General features: G+C 70.8%; 11 protein-coding genes and 2 pseudogenes. 9 read left to right on the forward strand and 4 right to left on the reverse strand.

Translation table 11 applies throughout. From position 1 onward, the window contains the following. The first annotated feature begins 79 nt into the window (after positions 1-79). The 3 genes and pseudogenes from P3T39_RS13085 to P3T39_RS37550 form a co-directional block, all read left to right on the forward strand. Complete coding sequence (locus P3T39_RS13085) at positions 80-679, forward strand: MarR family transcriptional regulator (RefSeq protein ID WP_280697683.1); 600 nt, start codon at positions 80-82, stop codon at positions 677-679. Positions 680-987: 308 nt separating this feature from the next. Then, complete coding sequence (locus P3T39_RS37545) at positions 988-1,302, forward strand: glycosyltransferase (RefSeq protein WP_348534337.1); 315 nt, start codon at positions 988-990, stop codon at positions 1,300-1,302. A 75-nt stretch (positions 1,303-1,377) separates the two neighbouring features. Continuing rightward, positions 1,378-1,644, forward strand: a pseudogene (locus tag P3T39_RS37550) (nucleotide disphospho-sugar-binding domain-containing protein); the annotation flags it as partial. A 50-nt stretch (positions 1,645-1,694) separates the two neighbouring features. Here P3T39_RS37550 and P3T39_RS13095 read toward each other — a convergent pair. Next, positions 1,695-1,910, reverse strand: a complete 216-nt coding sequence (locus tag P3T39_RS13095) for a hypothetical protein (RefSeq protein WP_280697685.1) — start codon at positions 1,908-1,910, stop codon at positions 1,695-1,697. 278 nt (positions 1,911-2,188) lie between these two features. Here P3T39_RS13095 and P3T39_RS13100 point away from each other — a divergent pair, with 278 nt between their 5' ends. The 5 genes from P3T39_RS13100 (at position 2,189) to P3T39_RS13120 (ending at position 6,974) form a co-directional block, all read left to right on the forward strand. Then, positions 2,189-2,620, forward strand: a complete 432-nt coding sequence (locus tag P3T39_RS13100; protein ID WP_280697686.1) for a DUF6153 family protein — start codon at positions 2,189-2,191, stop codon at positions 2,618-2,620. A 71-nt stretch (positions 2,621-2,691) separates the two neighbouring features. After that, positions 2,692-3,420: a DUF305 domain-containing protein gene (locus P3T39_RS13105; protein WP_280697687.1), complete on the forward strand. Its 729-nt coding sequence runs from the start codon at positions 2,692-2,694 to the stop codon at positions 3,418-3,420. Between the two features lie 107 nt (positions 3,421-3,527). After that, on the forward strand, positions 3,528-4,754 hold the full coding sequence (locus P3T39_RS13110; RefSeq protein ID WP_280697689.1) for a permease: 1,227 nt from the start codon (positions 3,528-3,530) through the stop codon (positions 4,752-4,754). A 552-nt stretch (positions 4,755-5,306) separates the two neighbouring features. Continuing rightward, positions 5,307-5,525, forward strand: coding sequence for an NlpC/P60 family protein (locus P3T39_RS13115; RefSeq protein ID WP_280697690.1), 219 nt, complete (start codon positions 5,307-5,309; stop codon positions 5,523-5,525). Between the two features lie 135 nt (positions 5,526-5,660). Next, positions 5,661-6,974 (forward strand): lytic murein transglycosylase, encoded by a 1,314-nt coding sequence (locus P3T39_RS13120; protein ID WP_280697691.1) that lies wholly within the window; start codon positions 5,661-5,663, stop codon positions 6,972-6,974. Between the two features lie 593 nt (positions 6,975-7,567). Here P3T39_RS13120 and P3T39_RS13125 read toward each other — a convergent pair. The 3 genes from P3T39_RS13125 to P3T39_RS13135 all read right to left on the reverse strand — a co-directional run bounded on the left by P3T39_RS13125 (position 7,568) and on the right by P3T39_RS13135 (position 11,343). Continuing rightward, positions 7,568-9,220: an APC family permease gene (locus P3T39_RS13125; protein ID WP_280697692.1), complete on the reverse strand. Its 1,653-nt coding sequence runs from the start codon at positions 9,218-9,220 to the stop codon at positions 7,568-7,570. Positions 9,221-9,584: 364 nt separating this feature from the next. Beyond that, complete coding sequence (locus P3T39_RS13130) at positions 9,585-9,752, reverse strand: hypothetical protein (RefSeq protein ID WP_280697693.1); 168 nt, start codon at positions 9,750-9,752, stop codon at positions 9,585-9,587. 142 nt (positions 9,753-9,894) lie between these two features. Next, positions 9,895-11,343: an MFS transporter gene (locus P3T39_RS13135; RefSeq protein WP_280697694.1), complete on the reverse strand. Its 1,449-nt coding sequence runs from the start codon at positions 11,341-11,343 to the stop codon at positions 9,895-9,897. 241 nt (positions 11,344-11,584) lie between these two features. On the opposite strand from P3T39_RS13135, the pseudogene P3T39_RS13140 reads away from it, so the two are divergent. Further along, a pseudogene (locus P3T39_RS13140) lies at positions 11,585-11,830 on the forward strand (metal-sensitive transcriptional regulator); the annotation flags it as partial. Positions 11,831-11,834 lie beyond the last annotated feature (4 nt).

The following is an 11,834-nucleotide window of genomic DNA, read 5'->3' on the forward strand; positions in this document are numbered from 1 at the left end:
GGCTGCCCTGCAGGACAAGTAGAGCACACAACTAAATTGCGCACAACTAAAATGGGTGCGGTGCGGATACCCTGGAGGCATGACCGCCCAGCCCGGGACCGCCCCGACCGTCCCGACCGCCCAGCCAGCGCCCGACCTGTCACAGGCACCCGAACTGTCACAGGTGCCCGACCTGTCACAGGTGCCCGACGGGGAGCTGCTCCGCCTCGACCACCAGATCTGCTTCTCACTGCACGCCGCCTCGCGCGCCTTCGGCAGCGTCTACCGGGTCGCCCTCAAGGACCTCGGGCTCACCTATCCGCAGTACCTCGTCATGCTGGTGCTCTGGGAGCACGGAGCACTGCCCGTCAAGCAGATCGGTGATCATCTGCGCCTGGACTCGGGCACCCTCTCCCCCCTGCTGAAGCGTCTCGAAGCGGCCGGGCTCGTTCGGCGCGAGCGCAGCAGCGAGGACGAGCGCTCCGTCACCGTCCGTCTCACCGAGGCGGGCACGGCCCTGCGCGAGCAGGCACTGTGCGTCCCGCGCAGGATCGTCGCGGCCACCGGGCTCCCGCTCACCGACATCGCCGCCCTCCAGACCCTGCTCCACCGGGTCACGGCCGCCCTCGACACCGCCGATCTCGACACGGCCGATCTCGACACCACCGAGCCGGATACCGCCGAGCCCGGCAGCGCCTAGCCGGACACCGCCGAGCCTTGCCTCGACGCCCTGGCCCCAACGCCCCGGCCTCGGCAGCCGCAGGCGCGGCGCCGCGCGCCCGGGTGAGCCCGGAGAAGTCGTGAGCGGCGACGTTGTTGCGGTCGGCGCTGCTCGGCCCGTACGCGGGGTGCGGCCACAGCCCCCGGACGTGGCGACGGCTTCGCTCGCTCCAGGCGCGGCCAGCGGATGGCGGGTCCTGCAGCGGTTCAGCGTGTAGCCGCCGGTGTGGATGCGAACGGGGCGTGGCGTCCCGTCCAGGACGGGGCACGGGCGCAAGACTGGGGATCGTGCGCATCCTGATCGCGACTGCGGGCTCCCAGGGCGATGTCGCCCCGTTCACCGGCCTCGGGGCACGCCTGCGGGAGGCGGGCCATGAGGTCTCGCTCGCCACCCACGCGCGATTCGAGACCGCCGCGCATGCGGCGCACTCGCCCTGGACCGGCTCTTCGCACCCGCGGTGCGCGACCTGCGCCGTCAACTCGGCCTGCCCAGAAGGCGTACAGCTGTGCAACGCCGCGCCCACTCCCGGGCAGGGTGGCCGATCGTGCACGGCTTCTCCCCCAGCGTCATCCCGCAACCGGCCGACTGGGGGCAGGAGATGACGGTCACCGGCTACTGGTGGCCGCACTACGCACCCGACTGGCAACCGCCCGCCGAACTCGCCGACTTCCTCCGCCGGGCTGCGCGCGGGCGTACCGCAGATCCCGGTACCGGCGCAGCTGGACGCCCCGTTCTGGGCCGCCCGGCTGACCCGGCTCGGTGTGGGCCCGCAGGCCGTACCGCTCCGCGAGCTCACGGCCGAGCGCCTGGCGTCCGCGCTGCGGCAGGCCGTGGACGAGCCGCGCTACCGCCGCCGGGCACGGGAGGTCGCGACCCGGATCAACGCCGAGGACGGCGCGGGGACGGTCCGGGACTTCCTGGAGCGGACCTTGGCAGCCCGCTGAGCGGTGCTCGTCACGGCGGTTGGATCAGGGCACCAGGACCCGACGGGCCGTCAGTCGAGGTAGGACATGGCGAGTCGGCAGCGTGCTCCCGAGACCGGGGGCCGGTCCTCCTGCCCGGTCTCCGTCGCATCCTGCTGCCGGACGGCGGCGAGGTCCGTCGGCAGCAGGCCGAGGCCGGCCCGCGCCGGTACCGCCGACGGGCGGGTGACCGGACGGCCGTTCGGCGAGCCGTTGACGACGACGGCGAGTCGGGTGCCCTCGATCATGGTGCTTCGCTTCCTTCCGGATGGTCCTGCTCCAGTGGGCCGGATCGGCCACAGCTCCAGTGCAGCCCCACTCCGGCCCGTCGGCATCCGGACTTGATGCATGGACTACGCAGAACCGGTCGTCCTTGACGAGACCTTGACGCACGTCCACTGCGGCCGCGTGACGCCGGACCGGGACCGGGACCAGGACCGAGCGGCACGGTTCGAAATCCGACAGAGCACCGTGCATGGCCGGGCCATCTGCCCAGGATCCGCCGGGCTGGCCTAGAGTGTGCGCGATGGACACGCTGACGCCCCGACTCCCGGTGACCGGCCACGGCCGGTGGACCGGTGCGCGGACGTTGGCGGTGCTGGTGCTGCTGCTGGGGCTGCTCGGTATGCACGGGCTGGCCGATCCCGGCGGCGCCATGGCGGATCCGGCGCACACCGGACAGTCCAGGTCCCAGCAGGTCGTGCGGATGTCCATGGCGCCCGGACCGTCCATCAGGGCCGATCACGGTCCGTGCGACTGCGACGAGCACCACCATGCGCACGCCGGAAGCATCTGCCAGGCCCCCGGCCTGGGTTCGGCACCCGACGTACCGCCGCTCCGGCCGGTACTCGACCGGTCCTTCTGCGACTCGGCCCGGTCCATCGCGGACGCCCCCGCCCAGCCGGCGGCCGGACGCGGCCCGCCCTCTCTCTCGGCTCTCCAACTCCTGCGTATATAGGCCGGCCTGTGCACCTGCGCGTGCACGTCCGCGTCCTTTTCCTTCCTCTCCGAACGCAGGAGTCTTCAGGCATGTCCGCTTCCACCCGCACCACCACCCGTACCGCCGCCCGCACCGCCTCGCGTGCCCGTCGCCACGCCCGTCGCGTCGCCGTGCTGGGCGCCACTTCGCTGGCGGCTCTCGTCCTGGCCGCGTGCTCCAGCGGCAAGTCCGCGATGGACCAGGCCGGTTCGTCCGCCGTGCCGTCCATGTCGATGTCCGCCACCCCGAACGCCTCGACGGGCTCGACGGGCTCGACGGCGGCCGGCGAGCACAACGCCACCGACGTGTCCTTCGCGGAGCAGATGATCCCGCACCACCGCCAGGCGGTCGCGATGGCCGAACTGGCCGCCGACCGGGCCTCGTCCGCGCAGGTCAAGGAGCTGGCCACGAAGATCAAGGGCGCTCAGGACCCAGAGATCGCCCGGATGAGCGGCTGGCTGACGGGCTGGGGCCGGCAGGTACCCGGCAACGACGGCATGGCCTCGATGCCGGGCATGGACCACTCCGCGTCCCCGGGACACTCGATGGCCGGGATGATGAGTGACGAGGAGATGGCGAAGCTGAAGTCGGCCTCCGGCGCGGACTTCGACGAGGCGTTCCTCGCCATGATGGTCGCCCATCACGAGGGCGCCGTGACCATGGCGAAGGACGAGATCGCCAAGGGCGCGTACCAGCCCGCCAAGACTCTGGCCGACTCGATCAGCACCTCGCAGACGGCCGAGATCACCGAGATGAAGAAGCTCATCACCGCAGGCTGAGCAGCACCGTGAGCGGGTGGGGTGCCGGCACCGGTGCCGGCACCCCACCCCGCAGCACCTCTCCCCCTCTCCGATGCGCCGTCCCACGCAAGGGAGTTCCCTCTGCCATGTCCGCCGTCCATGCGGTGCTGCATGCCCTCGCCATCACCGGGTCGATGACCTGGGAGATCACCTGGGCGCTGATCCTCGGCTTCCTGCTCTCCGCCGTCGTCCAGGCGGTGGTCCACAAGTCGACCGTCTCCGGGCTGATGGGCGACGACCGGCCGCGTACGCTCGCGCTCTCCTCGCTGTTCGGCGCGGCCTCGTCCTCCTGCTCGTACGCGGCCGTCGCGCTGGCCCGCTCGCTCTTCCGCAAGGGCGCCGACTTCACGGCCGCGATGGCCTTCGAGATCGCGTCCACCAATCTCGTGGTCGAACTGGGGGTGCTTCTGGCCCTGTTGATGGGGTGGCAGTTCACTGCGGCGGAGTTCGTCGGCGGACCCGTCATGATCATCCTGTTGGCGGTGATGTTCCGGCTCTTCCTGCGCAGCCGCCTGCTCGACCGGGCCAGGGCGCAGGCCGACCGCGGCCTCGCCGGGTCGATGGAGGGCCATGCCGCGATGGACATGTCGGTGGCCGGGAGCGGCCCGTTCTGGCGGCGACTGCTCTCCCGGGACGGCCTGACCTCGACCTCGCACGTCTTCGCCATGGAGTGGGCCGCGATCTGGAAGGACCTGGTGGGCGGGCTGCTGATCGCGGGTGCGATCGCCGCCTGGGTGCCGGACTCCTTCTGGCAGGCACTGTTCCTGGACAGCCACCCGCTCGCCTCGAGGATCTGGGGCCCGCTGATCGGTCCGCTGGTCGCGATCGGGTCCTTCGTCTGCTCGATCGGCAACGTGCCGCTGGCGGTGGTCCTCTGGAAGGGCGGGATCAGCTTCGGCGGGGTCGTCGCCTTCATCTTCGCCGACCTGCTGATCCTGCCGATCCTGAACATCTACCGGAAGTACTACGGGGCACGGATGGCGCTCTTCCTCCTCGGCACCTTCTACACGGCGATGGTCCTCGCGGGCTACACCGTGGAGATCCTCTTCGGCGGACTCGGCCTCGTCCCCGACCACGCGACGGCCACGGTCCCCATGGGCGGCGTCCGTTGGAACTACACGACCTGGCTGAACATCGCCTTCCTGCTGCTCGCCGCCGCACTGGCGGTCCGCTTCGTACGGACCGGCGGGATCGCCATGCTGCGGATGATGGGCGGCTCACCGAACGACGCCGCCCACCAGCACGAACAGCACGGACCCGGCCACCACGGCGGCAGCGACGGCGATCTGACCGATCGCCACGAGCACCACTGAGCGCGCACCCGTTTCGGGTAAGGCTTGCACCAAGACCTGGTAAATACTAATTTTTTTCAGTCATGGTCGCAGACCGCCCTGCCAGACCCGCGATCAGGGCCGGGCGGCCTCGTGCTGCATACGTGCACCCGACCATGCCCTGACCTCGAACGAGGAGTGACGCCCCGACGGGGAACCACCGCCGTCCCAAACCTGCCGGCCGCACCCGGACAACCATGCGACCCTGAGCGAGAAGAAGGCCGAGGCCAAGGCGAAGCCGGCCGAGGCCGAGTCCATACTCGACGGCCTCAAGGCCGCCGACCGGGCCAAGGTCCTCGCCGACGAGAACGACCAGGCCGCCTCCCGGAGTTCGGGCCGCACCTCCCCCGGCGGTCCGGGCACCTCCGCCGCCGGTGGTTCGGGTGGCAGCCACACCGGCCCCGCGAGCGGCCGGGCCAAGGCCATGCTCGACTTCGCGTACGCCCAGCTGGGCAAGCCCTACGAGCCGGGCGCGGAGGGCCCGGCACCTTCGACTGCTCCGGACTCACCCAGGCCGCCTGGCGCGCGGGCGGGGTGTCCCTGCCTCGCACATCCGAGGAACAGTGGAACGCCGGCCGGCATGTCGCGAAGGCCGACCTCCAGCCCGGCGACCTGGTCTTCTACTTCAACGACCTGCACCACGTCGGAATCCACGTCGGCGACGGCAAGTTGCTGCACGCACCGAGAACCGGAAAGAACGTCATGATCGTCCCCATCGACGTCATGCCGTACATGGGCGCTGTCCGCCCCTGACCTCGGGCGGGCCGCCGCCGTCTGGACTTCGGACAGCGCTCACCGAATAGTCAGACAACCGGGTTAAGCTGACCCGGCATTGACCTGCCGTCGGTCCGCAAAGCGGGCTAATCGGACACCAAGGGGGGAATCGGATTGATCGCGTTCAACCGGACAAGGGCATCGAAACGGGCCAGTTGGGCCCTCGCTGCCCTGACGGCCGCCGCCGCCCTGACGGGTTCGCAGACCTTGCAACTGGCCCCTGCGGCAGCGGTCACCGACGGCACGAACGGCGCCGGCACCTCGGATCCCGGCCGCTCGGCCGACGGTGGCGGCACCCGGGCCCTTCCGCAGCCCCCGGCGGCACCGGCCACCCCCCTGCCCGGGACCAACCCGACGACCGCCACCAGCACCGACCCCAACGCGGCTTCGCTGCCCGGCACGGTCTTCGCCGCATATCGCAACGCGGAGAACAGCCTCGCCCTCACCAGCCCCGGCTGCCACCTCAAGTGGCAACTGCTCGCGGGCATCGGGCAGGTGGAGTCCGGCCAGGCCAACGGCGGCCAGGTGGACGCCAACGGCACCACCTACACCCCGATCCTCGGCCCGATCCTGGACGGCAACGGCTTCGCCGCGATCCCGGACACCGACGCCGGTGTGTTCGACGGCAGTTCACTCTGGGACCGCGCGGTCGGACCGATGCAGTTCATCCCCTCCACCTGGGCCTCCTGGGGCGTGGACGCCAACCACGACGGCAAGGCCGACCCCAACAACATCTTCGACGCCGCGCTCACGGCCGGCCGCTACCTGTGCGCGGGCGGGCGCGACCTCGCCGACCCGGCACAGCTCGACCGGGCCGTCCTCAGCTACAACTCCTCGACGGACTACCTGAACACCGTCAAGAACTGGATGCGGCACTTCGAGTCCGGCACGTCGGTGACGCCCGACCGGCCGGGCGACCCGTGGACGGCACCGAAGCCGAAGCCCGTACCGACACCCCCGGGCACCACCCCGGCTTCGCCCAGCCCGTCGCCCACGCCGACCCCGACGGCGTCGCCGACCCCCTCCCCCTCGGCCAGCCCGTCCGCGAGCGCCTCGGCGACCCCGTCACCGGGCCCGAGCAGCAGTGCGACCGCCAAGCCGAGCCCGAGCGGCAGCGCGAGCCCGTCGGCCAGCCCGTCCGCGAGCCCCACCGGCTCGCCGTCCCCGTCGCCCTCGGGTTCCACCTGCCCGACCCCCAGCGGGTCGCCCTCCCCGACGCCGAGCGGCAGCGCGAGCGCCTCGCCGTCCCCGTCGCCGACGCCGACCCCCTCGGGCAGCCCGAGCGGCACGCCGTCCGCCACCGCCTCGCCGACCCCGACCGTGCCCCCCGGCTGCCCGACCCCCAGCCCGTCCCCGAGCGCCTCCACCAGCCCGTCCCCGGGGCCCTCCCCCTCGGCCACCCCGGCCCCGTCGCCGCAGCACCACTGACCGACCGGCCCGGGCCGAGACAGACCCGACGACTGAGCCCCCGGAAGCGAAGGAAGACTCCCGGGGGCTCAGCCCTTTTCCCGGCGCGCTACCACCGGATCCTCTCCGGCCGCTCTCTCGGCCGACGGTGACCTGCGCTGTCCAGGCGCGCGGCCGGCGTCTTATCCAGGACCGCCCGGAGTGACCCCAGGACGTCGGATCCGAGCCGGCCCGTCCCGGCGGCAGGAAGAGGGCGTCGGCGATCTGGTGGGTCAGGCCCTGGGGGAACTCCTCCTGGTCGCCCCGGGCCTCCTCGGTGAGCTGGTGAGGATGGCGTCGACGTCCCGTGCACGACTACCCGGCTCCGACCGCCCGGTGAGCTGTCCCGGAAGCCGTCGGTGGACTTCCGGCACTTCCCGAACGAGGTCGAGCGCCGGAGCGAACCCGGCCCGGCGGTCCACGTGATCTGCGACAGCACCTGCGGGCCCGGTCTCCGGGCACGCGAAAGGCCGTCGGCCGGGGCGGCAACTGCCGGCCCCGGCCGACGGCCTTGAACTCTGTCCGAGTCGATCCGACCGGTCCGGTCCGTTCCGGTCCGACGCGACTCTGTCCGACTAACGAACGGCGGGCTCGAACTCGTCCGGCTTCGCGCTGTCCGCCTCGGACGCGGCGACGAGCTCCTCGCGCACCTGGGCGAGCGAGGGGTTCTGCCAGGAGCTGCGGACGCCCCAGAAGTAGAAGGCGAGTCCGATCGCGGCGACGATCAGCAGGTCCCAGCCCTCGGGGAGGTAGCCGTGACCGCCGAAGTCCGCGCTGCCCGCCCACGAGACGGCAGACATCACCAGCAGGTAGGCGACCATCCAGCAGCCGGCAAGCAGGTGCGGTTTGAGCACGGCCCACGGCTTGCGCAGCTCGTACCAGGCCCAGATCGGCAGACCGGCGGCCATCAGCAGGATGACCTTGCCGGTGAGCGGCCAGCGGGCCCAGTACAGGACCAGCGAGCCGAAGACCATCGCGACCGGCGCGATGATCGGCATGGCGCGCAGCTTGACCGGGCGCGGCAGGTCCGGCGCCAGGCGGCGCAGCGACATCACGGCTACCGGGCCGGTGATGTACGAGATCACGGTGGCGACCGAGACGATCTCGGCGAGCGAGCCCCAGCCGCGGAAGACCGCGAGGAAGAGGAAGGCGATGAACAGGTTGAGCACCAGCGCCGGACGCGGGATACCGGTCTTGCGGTCGACCCGGCCGAAGATCGACGGCAGGTGGCCGTTCTCCTGCACGCCCTGGATCATCCGGGAGGTGGTGGCGGCGTAGATCATGCCGGTGCCGCTCGGGGAGATGAAGGCATCCGCGTAGAGCAGCATGGCGAGCCAGTTCAGGCCCCAGGCGACCGCGAGGTCGGCGAGCGGGGACTTGTAGGAGAGGCTGGACCAGCCGTGCGCCAGGTCACCGGACGGGACGGCGAGCAGGAAGGCGAGCTGCAGTCCGACGTAGATCACCAGCGCGATCAGGATCGAGCTGATCACTGCCTTGGGCAGCGACTTGCCCGGGTTGCGGGCCTCGCCGGCCATGTTCAGTGGCGACTGGAAGCCGTTGTAGGCCCAGACGATGCCGGAGACGGCGACCGCCGTGAACACCGAGCTCCAGCCGTTCGGGGCGAAGCCGCCGTGGTCCTGGAGGTTGTGGGTGTCGAAGTGCGACAGCAGCAGGGCGCCCGCGGTGAGCGTCGGCACGACCACCTTGAAGACGGTGATCGCCGTGTTGGTCTTGGCGAAGAGCGTGATCGCGAACCAGTTGAGCAGGAAGTACCCGACCAGCAGCACGCTGGCCAGCGCCACACCGCTGACGGTGAGCTCCGTGCCGTTGTACAGCCCCTTCGTCCAGGCGAAGTCCCACGAGCTCATGTACTGCACGGAGGCGGTCGCCTCACCGGGGATCACCGAGACGATGGCGATCCAGTTCGCCCAGGCGGCGAGGTAGCCCGCCAGCGAGCCGTGCGAGTACTGCCCGTACCGGACCATGCCGCCGGCCTTGGGGAACATCGAGCCGAGCTCGCTGTAGGTGAGGGCGATCACCAGAGCCACGGCCGCACCGATCACCCAGGCGATCGTCGCCGCGGGGCCTGCCAGTTTGGCGGCTCGCTCGGCACCGAAAAGCCACCCGGATCCGATGATCGAACCGAGGCCGACCGCCGTCAGGCTGATGGTGCCGAGTGAACGGCGATAGTTCTGGTCTGACCGTGTAGTCGGCTCAGGCGCGCTCAATGTGTCGCCCCTTCTTCGCTTGGTCGCCAGGGCCTCCGGGTGAGGCTCCTGTCCTGATCAGCACCGGCCCCGGAGTGTGTACAAACCTCGGCCAGGCAACGCGGAGCAGAATAGGCGACCAAGTCGGACGAAATGCTCATATCAAGCTCAAATCGTTCGATCGTTGCCATCTTGTGTCCGTTTACCGGTTGTGCTGTTTCGCAGAATCATCGCAGGTCAACACGGCCTTCAACGCCCCCCGACCCCCGGCGGACCGGACCGGGGTCCGCCCCCATCCCCTCCCGAACCGATGCCGCGACAGCCACCCCCGCCTCGGATCGCGCGTGTGCATACTGCCCGGGGAGGGCGGTCGGCAGTCTCCGGATCATCCGCAGGTGCCCGGCGTCCGCGTGGTGGGGCGGGCCGCACCGGCGAGGGCGGACCGGTCGCGGGGTTCGGCGGCGGCGAGGGCGAGCAGACAGCCTGCGGCGCAGCGGACCGCCGGGTGGGCGGCGGCCTGCCGCAGAAGTGCCACGGCCTGGCTGACGTTCATCGGACTACCTCCATCGGGTACCCGCGGGTATCTGCCGCGGGGCAGCGGTACGGGACCGGGTACGGCGCCGGGCCGGTACGCGGGGTGCGTACCGGCCCGGCGCTGCGGGTGCTGTCGGTGCAGCCGGTGTTGCGAGTGCTGCTCACGCGCTGTGCGCGGGCTCACCAGCCTCCACCGTCGCCGACTGCTGCTGCGGCTCGGGCGTCCGGAGCATCGCGATCGCCAGCACACCGCCGACGACGGCGATCACGGCAGCGCCGACGAAGGCCGCCGAGAAGCCGTCGGTGAGCGCGGTGGCGTCACCGAGCCTGCCCGCGCCCTTGGACGCGGCGAGGGCGGTCATCGCGGCGAGTCCGAGCGCCGAGCCGACCTGGTAGCTGGTGTTGACGATGCCCGAGGCCAGTCCGCCCTCCTCCGGGCGGGCACTGGAGATGGCGGTGCCGAGCGAGGGGATGAAGGCGAGCGCCATACCGATTGCGGAGACCAGCGAGGCGGGCAGCACGTCGACCCAGAAGTTGCCGTCCGGGCGGACCAGGGAGAGCCAGAACAGGCCGGCGGCCAGCAGGAAGAGGCCGGCCACGATCAGCGGCTTGGGGCCGAACCTGGCGATCAGGCGCGGCGCCGTGGTGATCATGATGAGCATGATGGCCACGGTCATCGGGAGCAGCGCCGCCCCGCTCGGGAAGGCGCTCAGGCCGAGGACCTGCTGGAGATAGAGGTTGAGGAAGAACCACATCGGCACCCAGGCGGCGGCCAGCAGCAGCTGGGCGACGTTGGCAGCGGCCAGGTTGGGGGCCTTGAAGATGTCCAGGCGCATCAGCGGCTCACGGCGCTTGGACTGGATGACGACGAAGACCGCGAGGAGGACGACCGCGGCGGCCAGCACCAGCAGGGTGGAGGCAGAGCCCCAACCGGCCTCGGGCGCACGGACGATGGCATAGACGGCGGCGGCGAGGCCGACCGTGACGGTGAGTGCGCCGAGCAGGTCGATCCGGCCGGCGCGGCGACCGGTGGCGGGCATCAGCTTCGGGGTCGCGATCAGTGCGATGACGGCGACCGGGATGTTGATGTAGAAGACCCAGGGCCAGCTGATGTACTGGGTGATGGCGCCGCCGAGGAAGACACCGGCGGTGCCACCAGCCGGTGCCGCGGCGCCGTAGAGGGCGAACGCCTTGGTGAGCTCCTTGGGGTCGTGGCCGAAGAGCATCATCAGCAGGGTGAGCGCGGACGGGGCGATGAGCGCCGCCCCTGCTCCCTGGACCGCGCGGCTGACCAGCTCGACGGTGACGTTGTTCGCCAGCCCGGCGGTCAGCGAGCCGACGGCCAGGATGGCCCAGCCGGCGCTGAACAGCTTGCGCGCCCCGAAGAGGTCGGAGAGGCGGCCGCCGAGCAGCAGCAGACCGCCGAAGGCGACCACGTAGGCATTGAAGACCCAGGACAGGTTCTCCTGGGTGAAGCCGAGATCGCCCTGCATCTTGGGCAGCGCGACGCCGATGATCGACGTGTCCATGATGACCATGAACTGGGCTGCCGCGATCAGCCAGAGGGCCTTCCCGCGGCTGGTGGTGGACGGGGTTCCGGGTGCGGACATCGCAGATACTCCATACCGGTTGGGGGTATATCGCCGGTTGAACATAGCACCGCTCGGCCGAGAGGAACATACGGAACGAACGATGAGCACCCGAGCGGAGGTTGGGATCGGCATCAGGTCCAAGTAAACCCCTGGGGGGTACTTGCCGTTTATACCCTGGGGGGGTACGTTGGCACCGCCACGACGACAGACGGGAGGTCACGGCATGGCCGGGTACATCGAGTCCAAGAGCGGGTTCACCAAGCGCTTGCGCCGCGTCGAGGGCCAGATTCGCGGCCTCCAGCGGATGGTCGAGACCGACACCTACTGCATCGACATCCTGACCCAGGTCTCGGCGACCACCAGGGCACTGCAGGCGGTCGCCCTCGGACTGCTCGACGAGCACATGAACCACTGCCTGGTCGCGGCGGCCGGAGCAGGCGGACCCGAGGCCGACGCGAAGCTGCAGGAGGCTTCGGCGGCCATCGCGCGACTGCTGCGCTCCTGAACCG

Source organism: Kitasatospora sp. GP82 (assembly GCF_029892105.1).
Classification (GTDB): Bacteria; Actinomycetota; Actinomycetes; order Streptomycetales; family Streptomycetaceae; genus Kitasatospora.